The following is a 24,699-nucleotide window of genomic DNA, read 5'->3' as shown; positions in this document are numbered from 1 at the left end:
TGCACAGCACGGGCTTCCACGCCTACGTGCATTGGCCGGGGTGGCTCGAGCAACGCGGCGCCGGCGAGGTGCTGATCGGGGTGTTGGTCGCGGTCATGGCGATCTCGGCGATCCTCGCTCGGCCGGTCGTGGGTCGGGTCATGGACACCCGCGGACGCAAGCTGATGCTGGTCATTGGCGGGCTGCTGCACGTGGCGAGCCCGGCCCTGTACCTGCTCGTGGACGCGATGCCGGACCCGAGCTGGGTCGCAATCGCGGGGGTGCGGACGGTGCATGGCCTGGCGCAGGCGGCGATGTTCTCGGTGCTGTTCACGGTCGCGGTCGACCTGGTACCCGCTGATCGGCGTGCCCACGGCATCGCGCTGTTCGGCGTCTCGGGGATGATCCCGATGGCGGTCGGCGGGTTGCTTGGTGACTGGGTGATCGTCGATGGCGACTATCGGACGCTGTACATGGTGTGCGGCGGGTGTGCGCTCACGGGGCTGCTGCTGACCTTGCCATTGCCCGAGACCCGTCGCGGCGGGCCCTCGCGCAGCTTCCTCGCCGCCTTGCTGGCGCCCGAGCTGCGACCGCTGTGGTTCGTGGGCGCGACCTTTGCGATGGGGCTGGCGGCGTACTTCGTGTTCTTGAAGACCTACCTGCTCGAGGCCCCGCAGCTGGGCACGATGGGCATGTTCTTCTCGACCTACGCGGTCTCGGCCGTGCTGTTGCGCGTGTTTTTTAGCTGGGTGCCCGAGCGGCTTGGGCTGATCCGGGTGTTGATCCCCTCGCTGCTGGCCGGCGCGGGCGGGCTGGCTCTGGTCGCGCTGGCGAGCGCGGAGATCCATCTGATCGGAGCGGCGGTGCTGTGTGGGATCGGGCATGGGTTTGCGTTTCCAATCATCTCGGCGCTGGTGGTCACGCGCGCGCAGCCGGACGAGCGCGGCAGCGCGATCGCGCTGTTCACGGCGATGTTCGATCTGGGCGTGCTGCTGGGTGGCCCCAGCTTTGGGATCGCGGCTCACTTTGCTGGGTACCCCGCGACCTTTGGGTTGGCGGCCGGGTTGGTGACGGTCGCTACGCTGGCGTTCGTGATCTGGGACGCTCGGGTCCGCGCGCGGCTCGGCGGGTGAGCGGGCCGTCGTCCGGCCAGATCTGGCCCTGAATCCAACCCTGGATCTGGGTCATCTGCGAGGGGTCGTGATCGATCCGCGCGCGGCGAGGCACAACCAGTCTGAAGCCGGCGGTGCCGGACCCATGCCATGAACATCCTTCGCTCGACCTCGTTCCTCACCTGCGCGCTGCTTGGCGGCCTGACCCTTGCCGGCTGCGATCGGACCATTGACTCGTTCGACTCGCCAGACTCACTGGACACGGCGGGCGACCCCAAGCAAGAGGAGCCGCAGACCCCAACCGGCACCGCGTGCAGCATGGCCGGTCAAGAGGTCACCTGTGGCGACGACGAAGAGGTCCTCGCGTACTGCAGCTACATCGAGAGCGAGCAGGCCCTGCAGTTTGGCCCGTGCCTGGCGCCCGAGCAGCGCGAGTGCGAGCCCGGCGACTGGAAGCACGTAGAGGGACCGCCGCCCCCCGAAGACGAAGACGAAGAGGACTGGGGCGACCCCTGCAGCGGCACCGACTATCTGTGCGAGGTCGAAGGTGGCGTGCCCTACTGGGCCGAGCAGTACTGCGACACCCCGCTGGTGCTGAGCTTCGACGCCGCGCCCGTGCAGATGATCGCGGCCGAGTCGACTCCGATGGCCACCTTCGACATCTCGATGCGCGACGACTCGTGCATCAGCACGGACTGGCCGAGCGCCGTGACGCCGTGGCTGGTCGTCGACCTCGACGGCAACGGCAGCATCGACGGGGGCCATGAGCTGTTTGGGTCGGGCACCAGCTTGGCCGATGGCAGCCACGCACAGAACGGCTTCGCGGCCCTGGCCGAGTTTGACGCCGACGGCGACGACGATGTTGACAGCGCCGATCCGCGCTTCGCCGAGCTGATGCTGTGGCGAGACTGGGACGCCGACCGCGTGTCGACCCCCGACGAGCTCACGCCCCTGCTCGACAGCGGCGTCCACAGCTTGCCGGTCGAGTTCCAGATCTCCGTGGCGTGCGACGAGCGAGGCAACTGTGGGGTCCAGCGGGCGGCCTTCGAGCACAGCGCGGGCGTCGGGGAGCTGGTCGACGTGTACCTGTCCTGCCACTGACGCCGGGGGTCGTGCGGGTCGCCCGAGCACGTCACCTCGATACCGACCTCGTCGATAAAATAGCGAGCAGCCTCACGCGCGCGGGTCAGCCAAGTGCGCCAGACTGTCGCGGTGATCGATGAACACGTCGCCGCCAACCTAGCCGAGAACATCCGCGCGCTCCGCGATGGCCGGGGCCTGTCGCAGGGCCAGCTCGCCAAGTCGGCTGGGATCCCGCGTCCGACGTGGACCAACCTCGAGTCTGGCAGCGCCAACCCAACGCTGGCTGTGCTGCTCAAGGTCGCGGAGGCGCTGCACGTGCGCCTCGAAGAGCTGTTGGCGCCCCCGCGGGGGATTGGAAAGATCTACAAGGCGTCGGAGCTGACGGTCCGCAAGCGCGGCAAGGTGACCGTGCGCAAGCTGCTGCCCGAGGTGTTGCGGGGCCTGGACATCGAGCGGCTCGAGCTGGCTGCGGGCGCGACGATGACCGGCGTGCCGCACACGGCGGGGACCCGCGAGTACCTGACCTGCGAGCGCGGCAGCGTGGAGCTGTCCGTGCGCGGGCGCAGCTTCTTGCTCGAGGCTGGGGACGTGGTCGTGTTCGCGGGGGACCAGCCGCATGGCTATCGCAACGTTGGGCGCGGGCTCGCGGTCGCGCACATCGTGGTGACCTTCGCGCCCCGCAGCGACATGGACGAGCACCCCTAGTCCAACCCGGCTGCCGGCTGGATCAGACCCCGGAGATCAGCCGGCGCTGAACGATCACCGTCTCGGGTTCGCCGCTCGGATCTGCCTGCCGCCGGATCTGCACGGCCACCGTGGTCCCAACCTCACCGCGGATGTTCTGCATGGATCCCTCGAACCCCAGCTCCACGACCGGGACCCCGTCGACGCCGGTGATCGAGTCGCCAACGACGAGGCCCGCCGCCTCGGCGCCGCCGCCTTCGATCACGTCGAGAATTCGGATCGCGTCGCGGGTCGGCGCGATCGCTACCCCGATCCCGGCCAGCTCGGTCTTGGGTTTCGCGCCCTCGGCGACGGGCGCGAGCGAGACTTCCAGCGGCCCGTGCCGCTCGCCCGCGGTGATCTGGATCCCCGAGAGGATCTTTCCGTCGTGGTCGAACGCAGACACGTCAACTGAGATGCGCCCGGCCTCGATCCCGGTCAGCTCGAACGCCCCTTCGGTGTCCGTGACCGTGGAGCTGAGCGAGGGCATGACCGAGTCGCCGCTGGCCAAGCCGCTGACCGAGACGTGCGCGAGCGCGAGCGGATCGCCCGTGTCCGCGTCGACGACCCGGCCGTAGACCGAGCCGCCAGCACCCAGCACGATCCGAACCGGCCGGCCCTTGCGAGGGAGCTTGACGGCGACCGGCTTGGACCGCGCGCGACCTTGGGCGATCGCCTCGAGCTCGTAGTGACCGGGCACCAGCCCACCAAACGAGAACGCGCCGCCGGGATCGAACACCGACAGCCCGGCGACACGCGAGCGGCGAAGCGGACCGTAGACGCGCAGCAGCGAGACGCTGCCGGCCACCACCGGGTCGCCGTGTTCGTTGACCAGCAACCCCGCGAGCTCGAGGCCATCTTCGACCTTCAGCTCGACCTCGCCGCCGGGCTTGACCGCGCCGCTCTGGACCCACGGACGCGCGCTGAGCCGGGCCCCCACCACGTAGGTCAGGTCGTCGAGGGGGGCGAGCACGAACCGACCGTCGGACTCGCTGACGGCCGTGGGCGAGCGCGCGAGGCTGGGGTCGCGGCCGCCGACGCGGGTTGGCATCGCGCGGACTTCGACGCCCGCGAGCGGCTGCCCGGCGCCGTCGATGATCCGCCCAGTGATCGCCGCTTGGCTGGGCGTTGGGACCCCGCCCATGGTGATCGTCAGGGTGTGGCTGAGCTGCGCGGGGCCATCGACGCGGGCGCGGCCGGTCGGGTGATCCGGGTGGCGAGCCTCGAGCAGCGCGAAGTCGGGGGCATGAAATACGAAGCGGCCGTCGGCGTCGCTCTGAAAGCTGGACTCGATCCCGACCAGCGCCAGCTCGCCGCTGTCGGCCCCGAACAATTCGATCTCGGCGTTGGCGACCGGCTGGCCCTGGGTGTCGACGACGGTGCCGGCGTAGTCGATGCGCGGAAACAAGAACAAGTCGGCGCGCTCGAGCTTTTGGTAGGGGCTGGACACCCAGACGACGCCGCCGCGGCCAAGCTCGGGGGCGTAGGGCAGGTAGCCTTCGGCGGTGACGATCGCCAGCGCCCACGCGCCTTCACTGGGCGCTTCGAACCGGTAGCTGCCGTCGGCGCCCGTGACGGCGCTGTGGGTCACGCCGCGATTGACGAACTCGAGCTCGGCACCAACAACGCCCACGCGGGTGCTCCAGTTGACGATCCTGCCCTCGAGCGCGCCGAACGGGCTGGGGTCCGTCGAGAGCTGGGCCGGCAGGGCGAGGTGGGCCGTGTTGGCGCGGTTCGAGTGGCTGGCGTTGGCGGCGTCGGTGTGACGACTACCGGGGCCGGTTGCGCGGGCGCCCTTGGTTCGTGATGCCCCATGTGCGCTCGAGTCGGCCGACGCGCCCTCGGACCCCGGCGAGCTGTCGCCCGCAAACCACAGCAGCGTGACGACGACCAACGCCAGCCCCGCGATCGCCAGGGCGATGATCAAGCCGGCGCCTTGGCGCCTGGGGGACGTGGGCGGCAAGCGGCCAGGATACAACGAACGCCGCGACCCTGCATGAGGCGCGTGGTAGGACTCGCCCGTGTCCGACCCTGCATCGCTCGATCATGTCCTGCGCGAGCGCTTCGGTTTCTCGAGCTTCCGCCCCGGCCAGCGCGAGGCGATCGAGACCCTGCTCGAGCGGCGCCGACTGCTCTGCATTCAGCCGACCGGCCACGGCAAGTCGCTGCTCTACCAGCTGCCGGCGGTCATGTTCGAGGGCATGACCGTGGTCGTGTCGCCGCTGCTGGCGTTGATGCGCGACCAGATCACGCAGCTGGTCGAGCGGTTTGGGATCGCAGCGGCCTCGATCAACTCCGACCAGCTCGAAGAAGAGAACGCCGCCGCGATCCGAGCGGCGCAGACCGGTGAGCTGCGGATCTTGTTCGTGGCGCCCGAGCGGCTCGACAACCTGGCCGACTTCAATTTTTTGCTGGGGCTCGACGTTGCGCTGCTGGTCGTTGACGAGGCCCACTGCATCTCGACGTGGGGCCACGACTTTCGGCCCTCGTATCGGCGCATCGTCGACGCGGCCCATGCCTTCTCCGCGCGGCGTCCAGATCTGCGCGTGCTCGCGTTGACGGCCACCGCCAACGAGCGGACCGAGGCCGACATCGTCGAGCTGCTTGGCGCCGACGCGGGCCTGGCCGTGCACCGACAGGGCATGGATCGGCCCAACATCGCGCTCGAGGCCGTGTGCGTGAGTGGGCTGCCGAACAAGCTGGCGCAGCTCACGGTTGTTGTGGCGCGCGAGCTCGAGCGGCTCGCGGAGTCGGGCGGGTCGGGGATCTTGTACTGCGCGACCCGGGATCAGACCGAGATCGTCGCGGGGTTCTTGCAGGCCAACAATTTGGACGTTGTGGCGTACCACGCGGGGTTGGATCCCGATCGCAAGCGCGAGCTGCAGGGGGCCTTCACGCGCAGCGAGGTCCCGGTGATCGCGGCGACCAACGCGTTGGGGATGGGGATCGACAAGTCGGACATTCGCTTCATCGTTCACGTCGACGTGCCGGGCTCGATCACGGCCTATTACCAAGAGGTTGGGCGTGCCGGTCGCGACGGCGCGCCGGCCCGGGGGATCTTGCTGTTTGACGAGCAAGATCGCGAGGTCCAGGACTACTTCATCCGCTCCGCCCAGCCGACGGTCGAGGACTTCGCGGTCGTGCAGCGGGTGATCGCCCAAGCCCAGCAGGCCGACGATCCGATCCGGCTCGGGGGGATCAAGGCGCGCTCGGGCCTGCATCCAACTCGGGTCACCGTGGTCCTCGCCGAGCTGATCGAGCAGGGCTTCGTCACCAAGCAGCTGCTTGGGCGCGCGCAGGTGTATGTTGGCGTCGAGCGTGACGGTGCGCCGAGCTTGGAGCGCTACCGCCGTCAGCTCGAGGTTCGCACCCATGAGCTCGACGCCATCTTGGGCTACGCGCGCCGGGAGCCCGCGTGCTTGATGCAGGCCCTGCGGGCCGCCCTCGGTGATCGCCAGGCGGCCGCGTGTGGGCGCTGTGATCGCTGCGTCGCCGGTTCACAGCCGGACCTGGATCCCCAGCTCGAAGCGCGGGCCCGCGCGTGGCTCGAGACCCGCGCCCTGCCGCTGGCCGCCACCCGCTCGCCCAAGCTCAGCGAGGGCCTCGCGCTCCTCGATGGTCCCCTGCGCGGTCCCACCTATGCCACGTTCATGCGCGCCCGCACGACCGCGCCGATGGTCGCGCCGCGGCTGCTCGAGCTGCTCGAGCTCGGGCTTGGGCGGCTACGCAGCAGCCACGCGTTTGGCAGCGTGGCGATGATGCCCTCGCGCAGCTGGGCCCAGCGCGAGGCCCTTGGCCAGTGGCTAGCCGAGTTTCTCGAGGTCCCGCTGCTCGAGCTCGTGGCCTACGAGCACGACGACGAGCCGGCTGCGCGCCAGGGTAGCTTGGCCAACAACGATCAGCGGCGCGAGAACGTCAGCGGTTGCTTTTGCCTGGGCCCCGACGCGCGCCAAGTCCCCCCTGGGGCCGTGCTGTTGGTCGACGACTACGTGGGCTCGCGCGCGACGCTGCGCGAGGTCGGTCAGGTTCTGCGCAAGGCCGGCAAGCTCAAACAGGACATCGTGCCGCTGATGATCGCCCGCGTGCGCTGGAAGCTTGGGCAGCCTGGGATGATCTGAGCGCGCGTGGCTCCGGTTGCCCGAGGCTGTATGATTCGTGCCGAAACACGCGGTGAAAGTGCGTGTTTCTGTTGAATCTTGACAGCGAAGGTGGGAGCGTGGACTGGATGAGCTATGCTGACACACGCACTTCCATAGCGTGTTCACGCAAGGATTATCCAGTGGCGTCGTCTGCGGAGTTCTTCCATCGCCACCCCGTGTTCACGCACGAGGAGTATGCTCAGAGCCGCGACGGCGGCAGCCGGCGCACCGTGGACAGCCTGCTTCGAGCGCATGTGCAGAGCGGCCGGATCGCCCGGGTACGCCGAGGGCTCTACGTCTCCGTACCTCCAGGAGGGATCGCCGAGACAGCCGACCCCTACCTCGTAGCGACCAAGGCGGCGGAGGACGCGGCGATCAGCCACCACGCGGCCCTCCAGTTCCACGGGCGCACGTACTCGATGTGGAGCCACGTCACCTTCTTGACTCGAGGCCACGCGCGGCGGTTCCACTTCGGGCCGATCGAGTACGTGCCGGTGCGGCCCGCGGCGGTCGTCGCCGACCTCCCTGACATGGGTGGTGGCATCGAGACGGTGCTTGGCGCAGGTGGACGAGTCCGCGTCTGCACCTGCGAGCGCGCGATGGTTGACGTGCTTCACACGCCGGCGCTCGGCGGTGGCTGGGAGGAGATCTGGCGCTCGCTAGAGATGATCGAGTTCCTCGACCTCAATGCGGTGATCTCCTACGCGCTTCGTCTCGACTCGGGAACGACCGCGGCTCGCGTTGGCCTGTTTCTCGAGCAGCACCGCGAGCGTCTCTTCGTCGAAGAGGCAGATCTCGAGCGCCTCGCTAGCCACGCGCCGAAGGACGCGCGCTACCTCGACACCTCTCGAGCGCCGGGTCGCCTCGTGCACCCGTGGAACCTCATCGTCCCCGAGCAGGTGCTGAACCAAAGCTGGGGGGAGGTGGCCTGATGCTCACGCGAGACCAACTCCAGCGCGCCGCCGCCGAGAGCGGGTACCTCGCCGACGCGCTCGAGAAGGTGGATGCTCGTCCGCCTCCTCAACATGATCAGGGTCGCGGGTGGCGTTGAAGGGGGGCACCGCGCGGAACCTGTTCCTCTTCGATGTCCCGCGGCTCTCGGTCGACATTGACGTCAACTACATCGGCGCCGCGGACCGAGCGACGATGATCGTCGAGCGACCGAAGCTCGACGCCGCGCTGCAGCAGGTCGGCGGCCGCCTCGGGCTCACGATCCAGCGTGCCCCCTCCGAGCACGCTGGTGGCAAGTGGCGACCGGCCATCGTCGAGGTCGACGTCAACTACATGCTCCGAGTCCCGCTGTGGGATCCCGCGCCCCACGATTCACGTGAGTTCCTAGGGGCCCGAGCCAAGCAAATCCAGGTGCTCGATGTGCACGAGCTCGCGGCGGGCAAGCTTGCGGCGCTCCTCGCTCGCGGGTCCAGCCGCGACCTCTTCGACGCGCGTAGGCTGCTCGCCAGCCACAGCTTCGACCCGGCCATGCTCCGACTGACCTTCGTCGTGTATGGCGGCATCAACCGTGTCGACTGGAGGACCGTCTCGACCGATTCGGTCGCCACGACGGTGGTCGACGTGAAGCGCCAACTCTTGCCCATGCTGCGTCAGGACATCCGTCCTGCGGCGAGCGACGCGAAGCGATGGACCGACGATCTGATCGAAGAAACCCGCGCGCTCCTCAGCGCCGTCCTCCCGCTCGCCGAGCATGAACTCGAGTTCCTCGCGCGCCTCAACGGACATGGCGAGATCGAGCCGGGGCTGCTCACCGCGGACACTGAGCTACAGCGCCGCATTGCGGCGAGCCCAGGGCTTCGTTGGAAAGCTCTGAACGTCAAGAAGCACGCCGGCAGCGATGTTGCGGACTCCTGAGTCGACCGGCTTGGCGAGAGACTGTTTCGCAACTATGGCAGCGACTTCATCAGCTACCCCAACCCAGGTGCAATTTACGTGATCTGGGCGCAGTAGCCTCATCGTAGGCCGTGGCGCTGATGCCGATCGGCCATCAGCGCCCTTTGTCCAGCAGCGCCCACTTGTGCCAAACCCAGGATTCGTCTGTAATCACCCGCGTGACCAGCATCTATGATTTCGAGGTCGAGACCATCACCGGCGAGCGGTCGTCCATGGACGAATATCGCGGCCAGGTGTTGCTCATCGTCAACACCGCCAGCAAGTGAGGCTTCACGCCGCAGCTAGGTGAGCTGCAAGCGCTGCACGAGCAGTATGAAGCCAAGGGATTGCGCGTGTTGGCGTTTCCCTGCAACCAGTTTGGTAGTCAAGAGCCCGGCACCAACGCCGAAGTGCTCGAGTTTGCCCAGCGCAATTATGGCGTGACGTTTCCGATGCACGCCAAGATCGAGGTCAACGGCAAGGGCGCCCACCCGCTGTTCAAGTACCTCAGGAGCGAGGCCAAGGGCATCCTCGGCACGACCGCGATCAAGTGGAACTTCACGAAGTTCATCGTGGATCGAGACGGCAAGGTCGTCGCGCGCGAGGCACCCAAGACCACGCCAACGAGCTTGGTGCCGCAGCTCGAGGCGTTATTGGCTCGCCCGAGCTGACAACCCACTCAGCGCAGGTCGAGCCAGACCAGTCGCACGCCTGGTTCGGCGGCGGCCTGCGCGAGCACGGTCGCCCACGGATCCGTTAGGCTCGCGCTTGCCTGGGCCGTCCAGCAGCGCGCGCCGATCGCCGCGAAGCTGGCCAGCGCGCGCTCAGGGCTGACGCGTGGGGTGACGATGTGCTGGGTCATCTCGCTGCTGCCGTTGTCCGCGATCACGATGAGCAGATCATCGCCGTGGTCGACGGCGTCGATGATCGGCAGCCACTCCGAGTGCGGGAGGTTGGTGTCGCCAACGACCGCGATCGCCAAGCCGTGCGGGCAGCCCCGCGACCAACCGGCGGCGATCGGCACGGCGCCGCCCATGTGCATCTTGACGTCGCTGCGCTGACCGGCGAGCGCGAGCAGGCCCGTCACGCCCGGATCGGTCGCAACGAACACCGGGCGGCCGCGACCGAGGGCGCGGAGGTGGTCGAACAGTGGACCCCGCGGGTCGCTGGGTGGAAAGCCCGAGAGCGGGTGGGCCTGCTCGAACGCCTGCTCGCGCGCGAGCAATTCGGCGGGGAGCTCGGCGAGTTGTTCGTCGAGCTTGCGGGTGACGGCGGGCGCTCGTTCGAGCATCGCCGCGGACCCCTGCGCGCAGCGAGTGGCAGCCGCGTCGAGCACGGCCGCGAGCGACTCACCCGACAGCCGCCCGATCGTCCGCGCGTCGCCCAGCTCGCGGCGGCCAAGGACCCGCGTCGAGAGCCCGTGGGCATGCAGTCGCGCCCGCACGCTGGTCTCGAGCGTGGTCGTGCACTCCTCGAGCACGACCAACTCGCGCACCCGCGAGGCCAGTTCGATGAGCGCGCGCTCGGGCAGCGGGTGCTCGAGTCGCAGCCGCAGGCCCGGAAGCCCACGGGCGCGGGCTGCTTCGGCGGCCTCGATCCCAAGGTGCGCCGCGACGACCACCGCGAGCTCGCCCGGCTCGCCCCACTCGCGGACCTGCGACTCGATCCACGGGCGCAGCCGATCCAGTACGTCCGCGCGCGTCTCGAGGTGCGCGGCGTAGGTCCTGGCCGAGCACGCCAGCGCCCGACCACGCGCGGGCCAGGGCACGAACGCCTGCGAGCCAGCCAGTGTCTCAGGCGCTTCGAACTCGCCATCACCCGCGAAGCAGCGATGATCCCCGCGAACCACGACGAGCATCCCCGCCGCCCGACTGATCGAGCACGCGTCAGCCACCAACTCGATGATCTCGCCGGGGCTGGTGGGCGAGACCACCAACAAATTGGGACTTCCAGCGTAGAGCGGCCGATTGTCCTGCGCGCTCTGGCTCGACCCCGGCTTGGCGTCGGCCCCTTCAAACAACAACAGCGGCGCGGCCAGGCCATGCACGACCCCCATCACATTGAGCGCGTCGGCGGCCACGTTGATCCCAACGTGCTTCATGATCGCCGCGGCCCCACGCCCAGCCATCGCCGCGCCAAATGCTTGGCTGAGCGCCGCGTTCTCGTTGACCGTCCAGCGAAACTCGATGCCCGCCGCCTCGCCTTCTCGCTCGAGCAGCAGCGCCAGCGTCGTAGTCGGGGATCCAGGAAACGCGGTGACGAAGCTGACACCACCAGCCCGCAGCGCGGCGAGGAACGCATGAGGAGCTTGGCTCATCAACGTCGATCATGCCGAGCCGCACGCCGCACGGATAGCCCGGCCCCAGCCAGGTGGTGAGCTTGTGAATCCGGCCCCGCCGCGACAGTCTCGAGCCGCCATGCGCCGCCCTCTCGCTGCCCTCTCGCTCGCCCTGGTGCTGTTGTTGCCGACCCCCTCGCTCGCCGGCTCGGGCGCCGCGGATCTGGCCACGGATCTGGCCGCCCAGCAGGTGTTCGAGCGCTCGCACGACAAGCTGGTCGAGCTGCTCGCCCGCGGCAGCAAGCCCAGCGAGATCCAGCAACACGTGGACGCGCTGCTGGACTACGAGTGGATCGCCCAGGCGGCGCTGGGCGGGCCCAGTCACTACGCCGCGCGCTGCGGTGATCGCTGCGCAGAATTCCAAGCGCTGCTCACCGAGCTGATCCGGGCCAGCTACATCGAGCGTCTGGCCAAAGGCGACAAGGCTACCGTCATGTATCTCGGCGAGCACGTGCGCGAGGCCGCGACAAAGCTCGACACCAAGGTCACGCTCGAGGATGGCGCGGGCAAGACCAAGGTGATCGAGGTCGACTACATAATGCACAAAGTCGACGGCGCGTGGCACGTACGCGACATCATCACGGAGGGCGTGAGCCTGGCGAAGACGTATAGGTACGACCTCAACAAGCTCTACAAAGGCGGCGGTATGGACGAGGTCATCGCCGCCCTGCGCACCAAGCTAGATGAACTGAAGGACCAGAAGTAGCCCCGGTAGGTCGGGACCCCACTCTCGGCCGACATCCCGGCGCCAGTGAAGAACACGACATGGCGGTAGTCGGTGAGGCGGATCGGCGTGGTCGTCATCACCAGAATACCGCAAACACACGGTCACGGAAGTCGCACTCGAAGATCGAGGAGCAGCGCTGCGCGCTCCAGTCTGCGGAGCCGCTCGCACCTGGGCGATCGCCTCGCTCGAGCGGACCACAGCGCTGCCCCTTGGGCTGATTGTGGTGCTTTGGTTTGGTTCAGGTCGCGTCGTCGTCGTCGTCCTCGTTGTCCTTCTCGTTCTTGAGCATGTACATGCCCGTGGTCGCTACGGCAGCCACGAGGAACACCCAGAACAAGATCTGGGCGATCGAGGCGGCCCCCATGGCGATCCCGCTGAAGCCGAATACGGCAGCGATGAGCGCGATGATGAAAAAGATGAGCGCGTAGTACAGCATGGCTGGTTCTCCTGTCCGAGCGCCTTCGCGCTGGGGGTGTTGGGATGTGGATATTGTTCGTCGCGTGCTGGGCCGCACCAACTCGATCTCCCGCGCTTCAAATTGTGGCTCTTGGCTCGGATCGCGCGATTCGATCACCGTGATCTAGAGCGGACGCGAGCATCTTGCCGATTTGAGTTGGCCTGGCGGCCGACGCCAAGCGCTCAGGCGCCCTGGTGTGTTCGCCCAACAGCTCGCATTTGCGAGCGGGTGCGCGCTGCGTCAATGCGGTATTCGGATCCATGTCCCGCAGCAGGCGCCACTGCTGATCTTGCGAATCATGGCCGCAGGCCGCCAGCCCCATCCAGCATGACCCGCTCACCACCAACACGAATCAGCTCTCTTGCAGGGTGCGCAGCAGCTTGACCTGCAAGCTCTGGGGGAGCTCGCCGATCTCATCCAGGAACGAGGTCCCGCGATCCGCCCGCTCGAACACGCCGCAATGGCGTCGGGTCGCGCCCGTGAGCGCGACGGCTTCGTGGCCGAACAGCTCGCTCTCGGCCAGACCCTCTGGCAGCGCGCCGCATTTGATCCGCAACGAAGGGCGCGCGGGCCCGCGGAGACAGGCGTGTGTGCCCCAGGGTCCGGTCGACGCGATCGACCACGAGGACGAGGCGGGCCCCGATCTGCTCGCGGACCTGCAGCGCAACGCGGCGTTCTTTCAAGCCCGACCGCGCTGAGCTGCGCCCAGAGCATGGTTACCGCTCAGACCAACGACTTCACAGCCACGCTCGCGCAGGCCAACCCAAAGCTCCCCGTCACGAACCCCGCGGTCCCGTAGATCAAGTTGCGTTGATCACAGGTGTGCTTGCCGTTCTCACCTTGCGGGCACACGCAGCGAAACCCCTCGCCGTTGTCGTAGCCCAGCTCGATCGGGGCCATGGGGGTTTCGAGGGAGTGGACTGTGGGGATCCCCCAACCACGCCCGCTCGGGAGCGCGTGCTTTTGGCGAAGGATCTTCCGCAGCGAAGCCAAGAACGGGTCGCCCTCGACCTCGCTCAGATCCCCCACGCGGATCTGGGTGGGGTCCATGCGCCCAGACGCGCCGCCCGAGACGACCAAGGGCACCCCCTGCGCGCGGCAGCTGGCGATCAGGTGGGCCTTCGCGGTCAGGTTGTCGATCGCGTCGATGATCAGATCCGCCCCGCGTTCGAACAGCGCCTCGCTGGTCTCGGCCTCGTAGAAGCTGCGCACGGCCTCGACCTCACAGCCGGGGTGGATCGCGCGCAGCCGCTCGGCCATGACGTCGACCTTGGGCTTGCCAGTGGTGCCGCGCATCGCATGGAGCTGGCGGTTGGCGTTGGTCACACACACCAGATCGAAGTCGACCAGGCTCAGGCGCCCGACCCCCGCGCGGGCCAGCGCCTCGGCGGCCCAGCTGCCGACGCCGCCGATCCCGATCACCATCACGTGACTGCCCAGCAGCTTGCGCATGGACGTGTCGCCGACCAGCCGACCCATGCGATCGAAGCGACGATGCAGCCGATAGGCGCGCTCGGACTCGGTCTCGGCCTCGGCCTCGGCTTCAACCGAGGGCGGCGACTCGGGCTCCGACTCGCCGTCGCGACGCAGCGTCAGCAGGCCGGAGCGCGGGGACGCGGGCGCGCTCGACCAAGGGAGCGACCGCGGGAGGGGCTCGGGCGAGGTGGGATCACTCATGGGCGCGGCAGTATAGCGACCCCACCCCAAAACACGCGCAGCCCGGGTCTCACACCGCTCGACCGCGCGTCCGCGCGCGAGCCGGTCCACGCCAGCGGGAAAAGGGGGCGCGCTCGGGCCCGGAGCGGCGTAGAATCCGCCAAGTGCGCCGAAGCCCCGGCCAACGAGATCGCCCGTGAGTGAGCCCAACCCCGAGTCCCCTGCTTCCCTGACCCCTGTTACCTCCACCGCGCCGAAGCGTCGGCGACTTGGGTGGGCGCGGCGCAAAGCCAGCTTGATCACCCTCGCCAGCGCGCTCGCGTTGATGACCGCGATCGGCAGCAGCTCCTGCAAGAGCGAGGATGTGCCCGAAGAGGCGCCAGCGCTCGGCGCCACGCTCGAGCTCGCGTCGGGTCAGGTCACGCTGACCACCAAGGCCGGCGAGACCACGCTGCTGTCGAACACCCCGCTGCCGATCGGCGCGGAGCTGCGCACGGGCACGGGCGCGCGCGCGTTGATCCGGCTGGGCGACGGGACCCGCGTGTTCTTGCGCGACGACACCAAGGTGACCCTCGCCGACGGTCTGCAGCTCGACAGCGGGCAGGCGTGGATCGAGGCGCCGCCGCTCGAGCAGGGCCAGCGCGCCAGCTCGCACACGCTCGGCTCGGTCAACGTCTCGGTCAGCGACGGCGGGGCCAGCCTCACGCGCAGCGGTGACGAGGTTGAGATCTACGTGGCCGAGGGGCTCGCAATCGTGACGGCGCCGGGCGGCCGCACGGAGCTCGACCCAGGCGAGCGCGCGACGATCTCGGGCGACGGCGCGCCGGTCGTCGAGCCCGTGAAGTTCTGGGACGACTGGACCGGCGGCATGGGGGATCACAGCGCCGCTGCCAACTCACCGTGGGTGGGGACCGGCAGCGTCTACGCGATCGATCACATGGCGGGACCGGGGGCGCAGGCCCTGCCCCTAGCGATCCAGCGGCAGACCGTGGAAGTCGCGATCGACGAGCAGGTCGCGGAGACCGAGGTCGATCAGGTGTTCTTCAACCCCGCGGGCAGCGAGGTCGAGGGCTGGTATTGGTTCACGGTCCCCGAGAACGCGATGATCGTCGCGTTCGCGCTCGAGACCAACGGTACGCTGATCGAAGCCGAGGTAGTCGAGCGCCGCCAAGCCACGCAGATCTACGAAGCCGCGATCCAACACCGCGTGGATCCGGCGCTGCTCGAGTGGGTCGACGCCCGGACCGTGCGGGCGCGGATCTACCCGATCCCCGCCGCCGGCACCCGCCGGGTCGTGCTGCGCTACCAACAGCTGCTCAGCGAGAGCGAGGGCAAGCTGCGCTACAGCTACCCAATGGCCGCCCCGGTCGGGCGCGAGGCCGCGACGATCGAAGACTTCGCGCTGGCGCTGTCGTTGCGCGGTGACACGGCCAAGCGCTATGGCCTGGCAACTCGCAACGACGCCCGGGTCGAAGGTCGCGATCGTGATCGCGTGACCATGCGCCGCAGCGGGTTCACGCCGCGCGCCGACTTCGAGCTCGAGCTGACTCGCAAGCGCGGCGCCGAGAGCAGCGGTGACCAGCCCAAGCCGCTGCGCGTGAACGTGTTCGAGCCCGGCAGTGATCAGGCCGACTACGTGATGCTGCGCTGGACCCCCGACGTGGAGTTTGCGTCCACGGCCGCGCCCAACGGTGAGGTCGTCGTCGTCGTCGACACCTCGGCAGGCAGCGATCCTGCCGAGCACCAGGCCAAGCTCGCGGTCGCCGAGGCGCTGCTGCGATCGCTGAGCCCCAGCGATCGCTTCGCGCTGGTTGGCGCGGATCTACGCGCGGAGGTCCTGTACCCCGAAGCGGGCATGGCCGAGGCCACCCCCGAGGCGATCTCGGCCGCGCTCGAGCACCTGACCCAACGCGGCGCGGGCGGGGCCACGGATCTCGGCGCGATCTTCGAGCAGTCGCTCGAGCGCGTGCATGGGCTCGAGCAGCCCGCGATCGTCTACGTCGGTGATGGGGTCGCGACCTCGGGTGAGCTCGACGGTGACGCGCTCGCCGAGCGGCTGCGCCGGACCTTGGCTGGCTCGCGCGCGCGGCTGTTCACGGTCGCCGTTGGCCGCGAGGTCAACGAGGCGCTGCTGACCAAGCTCGCGCGCGCTGGCGGTGGCAAGTCGCTGCGGGTGGCCGAGCCCGGCGAGGCGGTCATCCGCGCGCTCGAGCTGTCGGGTGCGCTCAAGACCCCGACCTTGACCGACGTCAGCGTGGACGCGGGCGAGGGGCTCGACGATCTGTTCATCAGCTCCGAGGGCAAGCTCTCGCGCGGTGAAGAGCTGAAGATCCTGGCCCGCACCCACCACGAGTTACCCGAGCAGATCACGGTCAGCTACCGGTTCGCGGGCGAGACCTACGAGCGCGAGTACAAGCTCGATCGCGAGGACAGCGTGGTGCTCTCGCGCTTGGTGCCGCGGCTGTGGGCGCGGGCCTACATCGATCGCTTGTTGACCGACACCCGCGGACCCGAGGCCGTGCGCGGCAAGATCCTCACGCTGGGTCTGGAGTACGGGTTGATGACCCCGTTCAGCTCGTTCTTGGCGCTCGAGGACGAGTCGGCCTACCGACGCGCGGGGATCGAGCGACGCGCTCGCAAGTTCCCGAGCCTCACCGCGGACGCTGGGGTCTCGCGGGTGGCGCCTGTGGAGCGAGCGTCCAGCTCGCCGACCGTGCTCACGATGATCGGCGCAGCCGCGTCGGCGCCGTTTGGGTGTGGTGTCGGGCCCGAAAAGCCCCCGAGTCGCGACAGCGACGATCGCAGCGAGAACTCGCGCGGCGCAGACGAGGCCAAGCTAGGGCGCAGCGCGCAGACCCGCGGACCCGCCCCCTCGGCTTCGCCGATCGCCGACGCGCGCCTCGAGCCCCCGGCCGACGGGGTCGACCCAAGCGCGGCCAGCGAAGAGAACTTCGATCGTCAGGCGAACCAAGGTCAGCGCTGGCGCAGCTCCGGTGGGCTGGGCGTCATCGAGCTCGACGCCGAGACCGTCGACCTCCCGGGCGGCGCGAGGGACCGGGCGAGCCGGCTCGCGGCCGCGGGGTTCAGCGTGCCCGCGCCACCCGCTTGGGTCGACGACGTCACCGAGTCCGAGCTCGCGCGGGGATCCATGAGCGGGCGTGCCCGGGTGATGCCCTCGCCGGTCCCCCCCGAACAAACGCTGACCTGCAGCGACGCGTCGACCCGGGGTCTCGTGCACCGGCGGGTGCTGTGGGCGATGCGGCTGGGTCGCCAGACCACGATGACCGGGATGCTGCGGGTGTACGAGGCGTCGCTCGCGGCCTGCGAGCTGCCGCGCTGGCGGGATCAGCAGGCGTTCTTGGATCTGTTGCAGACACGCGCACGGACCGAGGCCGAGATCCAGCTGCTGCTCGGGCACTTCGCGGGTGACGTCGACGCGAACACCTTCTTGGTCCAGGCGCTGCTGCGGCGGCTGATTGAGCCCGAGCTGATCGCCGCCGTCAACTACGCCGTGTACGGTGGGATCGAGTCGTGGTGGGAGATCGATCGCCGGCTCGACACGACCGACGACCTCGACGAGCGCCTGCGGATCCTGGACGCCGCGTTGGCTCGCGCGCCGGGTGATCCCGACGGCGAGCGTCGGATGATCGCCGAGCTCGTCGAGCGCGATCGGATCGACGATGCGATCGCCCGCGGGCTGCGGCTGCGCGACCAAGGTCAGCTGACCCCGGAGCTCTCGCAGCTGATCGGCGAGCTGTTGGCCAAGCGGGGCCGTGACGACGCGGCCAAGCGCCTGTTCTCGGAGCTCGTCGAGTTCGCGCCCAGCTCGCTGGCCAGCCGCCGGTTGCTGGGTGACATCTTCTTGCGCCACGGCTGGTACGCCGACGCATACCGCCAGTACGAGCTGCTCATGGATCTGGCCGAGGGCCCCGAGGCTGCGATCCGCCTGGCGCGGGCCGCCGCCGGGACTGGGCGCACGGATGAGGCGCTGCGGCTGCTCGGGCGGGTGCAGGCGGGTGAGGGCCGGCCCGGCGAGGATGACCCGCGTCGCTACGCTCGCTTGCACAGCGCTGCTCTGCTCGCGGGGTTGCTCGACAGCGATCTGGATCTGCCCAAGGACAAGCTCGCTGCCGAGCTCCGGTCGCTGGGCTTGTTCGATGGCGCGGCGACCTGGGAGCTGTTGCTGTGGCAGGACCTGGGCGCTGAGCTAACCCTGGCCGTCGCGCCAACCGCCGACGGGCGTCCAAGCCCGCAGGCCGACGGCGTCGACGCTGGGGGCACCGGTCTGTTCGCGCGGCAGTACAGCGGCGCAGTCCCGGCTCTGGAGATCCGCCATCGTGGGTTGGTGCCGGATCGTGACGTCAGCTGGCGCAGGATCACGCTGCGCTGGGACGGCGAGGCGTTCGTCGTGCAGCAGCAGACCGGGACGATCCAGGCGCGCGTCGCCAAGACCCAGGCCCCGAGCGAGGACGCGGTCGACGAAGACGAGCTCATCGCCGATTGATCGCTCGCGCGAGTGGCCCGCTGGCGGGCCATTCGAGGTGGCCCGCTGGCGGGCCACCGTCCCGCTGACGGGCCACTAATTTTTGTGGTTCGCACGAGATCACTGACGAATCGGCGTGGCACGTCGCTTGCCTTGGTGGTGCGTCACGATGCCAAGCACACTCCACCAAGGCGTGGTCTCGCTGTTCTGTGATGACTCGGCCCTCGCGTTCGATCTCCTGCGCTCGGTGTTTGGCATCGAGTTGCCTGAACTCACACAATACACGGATCGCAAGGGCGAGCTCGATCGCTACCTGCCCGTGGTCGGCGACACGGGGGAGATTCGCATGGATGTCGCCCTCTCCGCCGAGCTTCAGCGCCCAGAATATCGGCGGGCTGGGATCGCGGTGATCGTCGAGGTTCAAAAAGAGATCAACTCCGTTAAGCGGTGGCGGTTGTGGGTCTATTGGGCCCTGCTCGCCGAGCGGCTGCGCCGAAATACTGCGGTGCTCGTGGTTCCACTGTCGAAAGCTGTGGCGCGTTGGTCACGAGGGCTTGGGCGGCTCGAGATTCCGATCCGTGAAGGTTTGCTGGTTCTCGACCACGAAAACATGCCGCGGATCAGCGATATCGAGGAAGCCCGATTACGCCCGGCGTGGGCGGTGCTCTCGGCGGTGATCCACGCGATCAACGGTGACTACGGGAGCGCGCGAATTGCCTTTGAGATGGCGCTGGAGCTCGCGGATGAACGCCGCTGGCGCTACGCTGCGATCATCCTGAGCGCCGTCCCCAAGCACGAGGCGGACCAGATGAAGGAAGGGATGAACATGGAAGAACAGCACAAACTGACCGAACTCGAATACAACAGCATCGCGTACCACGACGGGTTGGACCGCGGGAAGCTCGAGGGCAAGCTCGAAGGCAAGCTCGAAGGCAAGCTCGAGGGCAAGCTCGAGGGCAAGCTCGAGGTTCTCGCGGAGCTCTTGTTCACGATCCTCGAGCTGCGTGAGCTCCCGATCGACGCGGCGACCGGGGCCAAGATCCGAGAGTGCAGCGATCCAGATCTGCTCGAGCGCTGGGCTGCCCGCGCCAAGCAGGCAAGCGAGACCGCGAGCATCTTCGTCTGACACTCGACCGCTTGTGGCGATCGCCAGCCTCAGCCGGGCTGCTTGCGAAGATTCGCCCGCGCCCCGCGGGGATCGATCTTCGGCCCACTCACCCGCTTGCGCAGCCGCCTGGCAGGCTTGTCAGCCCGCTCGCTCCGACGCCCACGCATGTCGCTGATCCCCCACGGCTCGGGCCGGCGCGAGATCGACAACAGCACACCGATCGACGCCATCGACACCAACAAGCTCGAGCCACCGTAGCTCACGAACGGCAGCGTGATCCCCTTGGCCGGCATCACCGAGAGCACGACCGCCATGTTGATCAGGGCCTGCAACCCAAACAGCGCAGACAGCCCGATCGCCAGGTAGGTCCCAAACCGATCATGGGCCTGGCGAGCGATCACCAGACCCCGCCAGACCAACAGCGCGAACAGCCCGATAACCGTGAAGATCCCGATGAGCCCAAGCTCCTCGCCGATCGTGGCGAGGATGAAGTCCGTATGGTTCTCCGGCAGGAAGCCCAGCTTCTGGCGCCCGTTGCCAAGGCCCAGGCCAAACGGGCCGCCGGATCCAATCGCGATCAGCCCCTGCTCGACTTGGTAGTCGTCGCCCGACAAGAAGCTCTCGACCCGTTCACGCCGATAACCAACGTTGACGATCTGCGACCACGCCAGCGGCGCGGCGACCATGATCGCGGCGAGCACCCAGCTCGCGCGGGTCCCGGCCACATACAGCAGGATCAAGCTGACGCTGCCCAGCAACACGGTCGTGCCCAGGTCCTTCTCCATCAGCACCAACGCCATGGTCCCGCAGGCCGCGATCATCGGCGGCAAGAACCCGGTCTTGAAGCTGCGGATCTGCTCACCTCGGCGAGCCAAGGTCGCGGCCAAGAACACGGCCAGCGCGATCTTCGCGATCTCCGACGGCTGCATGTGGACCGGACCCAAGTCGATCCAGCGGCGCGCGCCGTTGATGTCCTCGGAGATGAACAGGACCAGCACCAGCAAGCCGGCGGCGAAGGCCATCAGCTGCGGCGCGAACCGACGCAGCAGCCGGTAGTCGACGCGGCTGACCGTCAACATCACGCCCACGCCCATCGCAAAGAACACCGCCTGCCGACGCAAGAAGTACTCCCACGAGCCCGAGGTCCTGCTGCCCAGCCACGCGCTGGAGCTGTAGACCATGACGAGCCCGACGCAGCCAAGGGCCAAGGCCGCGAAGAACAGCCACGGATCCATGGCCTGGTCCGCGCCCGCCCTTCGGCGCCGAGGCGAACTCACCTCGGTCGCGGGGGCCTGCTGGGGCTCGGCTGCCACGTTGACGGTCTCCGACACGATGGCGAGCCAAGCACGGCCCGGGCGAGACTCCAAAAAAACTGCCAAGCGGGGGGCGTGGCCGCGCTATCGTGGCGGCATGCACCTGCGTCTATCGACATGCACGTGGACCATTCTCGCCGCGCTTACCGTGACCTCGGGCTGCAAGGGCGACAGCAGCGGGGACATCGGCGACGCTGACACGACCGGCGACGGCGACGGCGACACCGGCCCAACCGGCGACGGCGACGGCGACACCGGCCCAACCGGTGATGGCGACGGCGACACCGGTCCCACCGGCCCAACCGGCGACGGCGACGGCGACACCGGCCCAACCGGCGACGGCGACGGAGATCCCGGTGACTGCGCCGGCTACTTCCCGGCCGGCGCCGTGTGGTGCGAAGACGTCACCAACGCCCCCACCACGGCCGACTCCGACACGGTCACCGCCTGGCTCGAGCAGGCCGGGTGGGGCAACGGCGACAAGTTCCAGATCGACTTCTCGATCGAGGTGCTCGAGGCCGACGCCAACACGCCGCGCATGAGCTTCGAGGCGACCGACGCCTTCTACACACCCGACTGCGACTGGGTCGACGTCCCGGTCCCTGCCGTCGGCGCGATCGAGGGCGAGTCCGGCTACGAGTGCACCAACGACGGCGACTGCCACCTGATCGTCGCGGCCCGCGACGAGAACCTGCTGTACGAGATGTGGCGCGCCAACATCGTCGACGGCACCTTCTACGGCGGCTGCCTCGCGGTCTGGGACATGACCAAGGTCTACGGCGACGACGGCCGCGGGCAGGGCTGCACCAGCGCCGACGCGGCTGGGTTTCCGATCGCGCCCTTGCTGTTCACCGCCGACGAAGTCGCGAGCGGATCGATCGACCACGCGATCCGCTTCATCTTGCCCAACGCCAACATCCGCGACCTCATCTACTCGCCGCCCGCGACCCACAGCACCTACGCGACCTCGGGCCCCGTCGAGGCGCCGCCCTACGGCGTGCACCTGCGCCTGCGCGCCGACTATCCGCTCGAGAACCTGCCCAACGAGGCCGCCCGCGTGGTCGCGCGGGCGCTGCAAAAGTACGGCATGTTCCTCGCCGACGGCGGTCAGATCGCGCTGACCGGACAGAGCGATCGCTACTCCACGAACAAGTGGGCCGACCTGCTCGCACCGCAGGATCTCGTGGCGCTGCGGCCGATCGACTTCGACGTGATCGACCACGGGCCGCTGCTCGATTGGGGCCAGCAAGACTGCGAGCGAACCCCACTCGGAACCCCGTGATCTTTATGACCCCGTGATCTTTATGTCCCCCACATAGACCTGGACATGCGCCGACTGCAGCCGCTGGCGCGTCTGGTCGCTTCGCTCCTCGGGGCCGTTTGTTCGCGGTCGTATGTGTGGCCCCCTTGGAGGGGGCTCGGGTCGCTTCGGCGGACGTGTACTGGCCCTTCGCCGACTGCAGCCGCGAGCGCGTCTGGTCTTCTATAGACCCCCACAGAGACCTTAGACTGCGCCGACTGCAGCCGCTTTGCGTCTGGTCGCTTCGCTCCTCGGGGCCGGTTGTTCGCGGTCGTATGTGTGGCCCCCTGAGAGGGGGCTCGGGTCGCTTCGGGGCCTTCGCCCGGGACCGTTTGTACGCCCAGGTCCGAAAACGGCCAGACTGCGAGGGCGCAACGCGCTACACCCAGCGTGTGATGCTCGACCGCGACCACTGCTACCGCGCCCTGAAGGCACGGGACGCCCGCTTTGACGGGGTGTTCTTCGTGGGGGTGCACAGCACTGGCATCTACTGTCGACCGATCTGTCCGGCCCGCACGCCCGCGGAGCGGCGCTGCACGTTCTACGCACATCCAGCGGCGGCTGAGCGCGCGGGGTTTCGGGCCTGCCTGCGCTGTCGGCCGGAGCTCGCGCCGGGTCACGCGCGGGTCGACGCGCTGTCGCGCTTGGTCACCGAGGCCAGCGTTCGGATCCAGCGTGGCTACCTCGATCAGCACAGCGTCGATGACTTGGCGCTGGCGCTGGGGGTCTCGGCTCGGCACTTGCGACGCGCGATCGAGGCCGAGCTTGGGGTCTCGCCGATCGAGTTGGCCCGCACGCGGCGGCTGGGGATGGCCAAGCGGCTGCTGCACGACAGCGCGCTCTCGTGCGCCGAGATCGCGTTCGCGGCCGGGTTCTCGAGCGTGCGGCGGTTCAACGCGTGCGTGCGCGAGCAATTTGGGGTGTCCCCTTCCGCGCTGCGCTCGGGTCGAACGCAGCGCCGCCGCGACGACGGCGGCAGCCTGACGCTGCGCCTGGACTACCGACCGCCCCTCGACTGGGACGCGCTGCTGGGGTTTCTGGCTGCGCGCGCGATCCCAGGGGTCGAGCAGGTCGACGGTGGCTGCTATCGGCGAACCGTTGGCCCGGCCGGTGACGCGAGCGCGGGGTGGCTCGAGCTGCGCCACGATCCCCAGCCCGATCGCCCACGCCTGCACGTGACGCTGTCCCTGTCCCTGACCAAGCGTCCACTGCAGATCGTCGCGGCCCTGCGCGCGCTGTTCGATCTCGACGCCGAGCCACAGGTGATCCGCGAGCAGCTTGGCCGCGACCCCAAGCTCGCGCCGCTGCTGGCTCGGCACCCGGGCCTGCGGGTCCCCGGCGCGTTCGATCGCTTCGAGATCGCGGTCCGGGCCGTGCTCGGGCAGCAGGTCAGCGTCGCGGCGGCAACCACGCTCGCGCAGCGGCTCGCCGCGCGCTTCGGTGCCGCGCTCGAGGATGGACCCGCGGGGCTCGAGCGCGTGTTCCCAGACGCGCCCACCCTCGCGCAGATCGAGCCCGAGCAGCTGCGCGCGATCGGGCTGACGGGCGCGCGCGCGGCCACGCTCTGCACCCTCGCGCGCGCGCTGACATCCAACGAGCTCACCCTCGAAGGCGATCCCGAGCTCGTGCAAGCGCAGCTGCTGGCGCTGCCTGGCGTCGGCCCCTGGACTGCGCAGTACATCGCGATGCGAGCGCTGCGGTGGCCCGACGCGCTGCCAGCTGGAGACTTGGTGCTGCGTCGCGCGCTGGGCGTGACGACCAGCCGCGCCTGCGAACACGCGGCACGAACCTGGCGACCGTGGCGGGCCTACGCGGTCATGCAACTGTGGACGAACGAACAGGAACGAGCATGAGCGACCTCCATCAACGTCTTGTCACCACGCCGATCGATCGCCTGCGCTTGGTCGCCTCGTCGCGTGGGTTGGTCGGCGTGTACTTTCCCGATCACCGCGCCGCGTCGCCGCCCAACTACCCCGAAGCAGACGAACACCCGGTGCTCGATCTCGCGGTCGCCGAGCTGCGCGAGTACTTCAGCGGGACCAGGCGAGCGTTCACGATCCCGCTCGAGCCGCGCGGGACCGAGTTCCAGCGCTTGGTCTGGGCGGCCCTCGCGGACATCGAGTTCGCCGGCACCCGCAGCTACGGTCAGCTTGCGAGCGCGATCGGTCGACCTCGCTCAGCCCGTGCCGTGGGAGCCGCGAACGCCCGCAACCCGCTGTCGCTGGTGTTGCCCTGCCACCGCGTGGTCGGCACCAACGGCGCGCTCACGGGCTACGCGGGCGGGCTCGAGCGCAAGCGTTGGCTGCTCGCGCACGAACGCGCCCACCGCTGAGCGTGCCCCATCCGGGAGCGAGCGAAGCGAGTGACCTGCGTCGTGCAAGAGCGGCTGTGGGGGTC

Annotated in this window: 20 protein-coding genes; 14 read left to right on the top strand and 6 right to left on the bottom strand. The window is 68.8% G+C overall.

Annotated features, from left to right (window positions below):
* From DB30_RS23220 to DB30_RS23210, 3 genes are all read left to right on the top strand, one after another.
* Positions 1-1,112, top strand: a 1,112-nt coding sequence (locus DB30_RS23220) for an MFS transporter (RefSeq protein WP_146660237.1), incomplete at its 5' end; no start/stop codon positions are given.
* Between the two features lie 129 nt (positions 1,113-1,241).
* Positions 1,242-2,192, top strand: coding sequence for a hypothetical protein (locus tag DB30_RS23215; protein ID WP_052552653.1), 951 nt, complete (start codon positions 1,242-1,244; stop codon positions 2,190-2,192).
* Positions 2,193-2,303: 111 nt separating this feature from the next.
* Complete coding sequence (locus DB30_RS23210; RefSeq protein WP_052552664.1) at positions 2,304-2,879, top strand: helix-turn-helix domain-containing protein; 576 nt, start codon at positions 2,304-2,306, stop codon at positions 2,877-2,879.
* 22 nt (positions 2,880-2,901) lie between these two features.
* Here the strand turns inward: DB30_RS23210 and DB30_RS23205 are convergent, their stop codons facing one another.
* A complete protein-coding gene (locus DB30_RS23205) occupies positions 2,902-4,860 on the bottom strand; it encodes a carboxypeptidase regulatory-like domain-containing protein (RefSeq protein WP_165703911.1) in 1,959 nt (652 codons plus the stop codon).
* Between the two features lie 58 nt (positions 4,861-4,918).
* Here DB30_RS23205 and DB30_RS23200 point away from each other — a divergent pair, with 58 nt between their 5' ends.
* From DB30_RS23200 to DB30_RS23185, 5 genes are all read left to right on the top strand, one after another.
* The gene (locus DB30_RS23200) at positions 4,919-7,015 is read left to right on the top strand and encodes a RecQ family ATP-dependent DNA helicase (protein WP_052552649.1); all 2,097 of its coding nucleotides are present in this window, start codon (positions 4,919-4,921) and stop codon (positions 7,013-7,015) included.
* A 161-nt stretch (positions 7,016-7,176) separates the two neighbouring features.
* Entirely contained in the window at positions 7,177-7,968 is a 792-nt protein-coding gene (locus tag DB30_RS23195) for a type IV toxin-antitoxin system AbiEi family antitoxin domain-containing protein (RefSeq protein ID WP_146660233.1), read from the top strand.
* A 109-nt stretch (positions 7,969-8,077) separates the two neighbouring features.
* Complete coding sequence (locus tag DB30_RS23190) at positions 8,078-8,902, top strand: nucleotidyl transferase AbiEii/AbiGii toxin family protein (protein WP_052552646.1); 825 nt, start codon at positions 8,078-8,080, stop codon at positions 8,900-8,902.
* A gap of 110 nt (positions 8,903-9,012) precedes the next feature.
* A complete protein-coding gene (locus DB30_RS42970; RefSeq protein ID WP_240480306.1) occupies positions 9,013-9,207 on the top strand; it encodes a hypothetical protein in 195 nt (64 codons plus the stop codon).
* Complete coding sequence (locus tag DB30_RS23185; RefSeq protein WP_240480305.1) at positions 9,154-9,591, top strand: glutathione peroxidase; 438 nt, start codon at positions 9,154-9,156, stop codon at positions 9,589-9,591. The genes DB30_RS42970 and DB30_RS23185 overlap by 54 nt, the downstream gene beginning before the upstream one ends.
* 8 nt (positions 9,592-9,599) lie before the next feature.
* On the opposite strand, the gene DB30_RS23180 is transcribed toward DB30_RS23185, so the two are convergent.
* The gene (locus tag DB30_RS23180; protein WP_052552644.1) at positions 9,600-11,237 is read right to left on the bottom strand and encodes a thiamine pyrophosphate-dependent enzyme; all 1,638 of its coding nucleotides are present in this window, start codon (positions 11,235-11,237) and stop codon (positions 9,600-9,602) included.
* Between the two features lie 100 nt (positions 11,238-11,337).
* On the opposite strand from DB30_RS23180, the gene DB30_RS23175 reads away from it, so the two are divergent.
* Positions 11,338-11,964: an MlaC/ttg2D family ABC transporter substrate-binding protein gene (locus tag DB30_RS23175; protein ID WP_052552642.1), complete on the top strand. Its 627-nt coding sequence runs from the start codon at positions 11,338-11,340 to the stop codon at positions 11,962-11,964.
* 259 nt (positions 11,965-12,223) lie between these two features.
* On the opposite strand, the gene DB30_RS23170 is transcribed toward DB30_RS23175, so the two are convergent.
* The 3 genes from DB30_RS23170 to DB30_RS23160 form a co-directional block, all read right to left on the bottom strand.
* A complete protein-coding gene (locus DB30_RS23170; RefSeq protein WP_052552641.1) occupies positions 12,224-12,421 on the bottom strand; it encodes a DUF1328 domain-containing protein in 198 nt (65 codons plus the stop codon).
* 373 nt (positions 12,422-12,794) lie between these two features.
* Positions 12,795-12,998, bottom strand: a complete 204-nt coding sequence (locus DB30_RS23165) for a sigma 54-interacting transcriptional regulator (RefSeq protein WP_052552639.1) — start codon at positions 12,996-12,998, stop codon at positions 12,795-12,797.
* A 167-nt stretch (positions 12,999-13,165) separates the two neighbouring features.
* Positions 13,166-14,119: a tRNA threonylcarbamoyladenosine dehydratase gene (locus tag DB30_RS23160; RefSeq protein WP_146660228.1), complete on the bottom strand. Its 954-nt coding sequence runs from the start codon at positions 14,117-14,119 to the stop codon at positions 13,166-13,168.
* A gap of 175 nt (positions 14,120-14,294) precedes the next feature.
* Between DB30_RS23160 and DB30_RS23155 the strand changes: the two genes are divergently transcribed.
* Both DB30_RS23155 and DB30_RS23150 read left to right on the top strand, forming a co-directional pair.
* The gene (locus DB30_RS23155; protein ID WP_146660226.1) at positions 14,295-18,602 is read left to right on the top strand and encodes a VIT domain-containing protein; all 4,308 of its coding nucleotides are present in this window, start codon (positions 14,295-14,297) and stop codon (positions 18,600-18,602) included.
* A gap of 148 nt (positions 18,603-18,750) precedes the next feature.
* Positions 18,751-19,707: an RpnC/YadD family protein gene (locus tag DB30_RS23150; protein WP_052552636.1), complete on the top strand. Its 957-nt coding sequence runs from the start codon at positions 18,751-18,753 to the stop codon at positions 19,705-19,707.
* A gap of 29 nt (positions 19,708-19,736) precedes the next feature.
* Here the strand turns inward: DB30_RS23150 and ftsW are convergent, their stop codons facing one another.
* A complete protein-coding gene (gene ftsW / locus DB30_RS23145; protein WP_146660224.1) occupies positions 19,737-21,020 on the bottom strand; it encodes a putative lipid II flippase FtsW in 1,284 nt (427 codons plus the stop codon).
* 79 nt (positions 21,021-21,099) lie between these two features.
* On the opposite strand from ftsW, the gene DB30_RS23135 reads away from it, so the two are divergent.
* The 3 genes from DB30_RS23135 to DB30_RS23125 all read left to right on the top strand — a co-directional run bounded on the left by DB30_RS23135 (position 21,100) and on the right by DB30_RS23125 (position 24,634).
* Positions 21,100-22,284, top strand: a complete 1,185-nt coding sequence (locus DB30_RS23135; RefSeq protein ID WP_205633044.1) for a hypothetical protein — start codon at positions 21,100-21,102, stop codon at positions 22,282-22,284.
* A 413-nt stretch (positions 22,285-22,697) separates the two neighbouring features.
* A complete protein-coding gene (locus DB30_RS23130) occupies positions 22,698-24,155 on the top strand; it encodes an AlkA N-terminal domain-containing protein (protein WP_165703910.1) in 1,458 nt (485 codons plus the stop codon).
* On the top strand, positions 24,152-24,634 hold the full coding sequence (locus DB30_RS23125) for a methylated-DNA--[protein]-cysteine S-methyltransferase (protein ID WP_052552633.1): 483 nt from the start codon (positions 24,152-24,154) through the stop codon (positions 24,632-24,634). The genes DB30_RS23130 and DB30_RS23125 overlap by 4 nt, the downstream gene beginning before the upstream one ends.
* The last annotated feature ends 65 nt before the right edge of the window (positions 24,635-24,699 follow it).

Source organism: Enhygromyxa salina (genome assembly GCF_000737335.2).
Lineage (GTDB): Bacteria > Myxococcota_A > Polyangia > Nannocystales > Nannocystaceae > Plesiocystis > Plesiocystis salina_C.
The sequence above is the reverse complement of the archived record's forward strand: the minus strand, read 5'-3'. Positions and strand labels throughout refer to the sequence as shown.

Excerpts from the sequence above, each read along its gene's own strand:
- DB30_RS23215 (WP_052552653.1), top strand. The coding sequence starts at position 1,242 with ATGAACATCCTTCGCTCGACCTCGTTCCTCACCTGCGCGCTGCTTGGC.
- DB30_RS23180 (WP_052552644.1), bottom strand. The coding sequence starts at position 11,237 with ATGAGCCAAGCTCCTCATGCGTTCCTCGCCGCGCTGCGGGCTGGTGGT.
- DB30_RS23175 (WP_052552642.1), top strand. The coding sequence starts at position 11,338 with ATGCGCCGCCCTCTCGCTGCCCTCTCGCTCGCCCTGGTGCTGTTGTTG.
- DB30_RS23170 (WP_052552641.1), bottom strand. The coding sequence starts at position 12,421 with ATGCTGTACTACGCGCTCATCTTTTTCATCATCGCGCTCATCGCTGCC.
- DB30_RS23160 (WP_146660228.1), bottom strand. The coding sequence starts at position 14,119 with ATGAGTGATCCCACCTCGCCCGAGCCCCTCCCGCGGTCGCTCCCTTGG.
- DB30_RS23150 (WP_052552636.1), top strand. The coding sequence starts at position 18,751 with ATGCCAAGCACACTCCACCAAGGCGTGGTCTCGCTGTTCTGTGATGAC.
- DB30_RS23135 (WP_205633044.1), top strand. The coding sequence starts at position 21,100 with ATGCACCTGCGTCTATCGACATGCACGTGGACCATTCTCGCCGCGCTT.
- DB30_RS23130 (WP_165703910.1), top strand. The coding sequence starts at position 22,698 with ATGCTCGACCGCGACCACTGCTACCGCGCCCTGAAGGCACGGGACGCC.
- DB30_RS23125 (WP_052552633.1), top strand. The coding sequence starts at position 24,152 with ATGAGCGACCTCCATCAACGTCTTGTCACCACGCCGATCGATCGCCTG.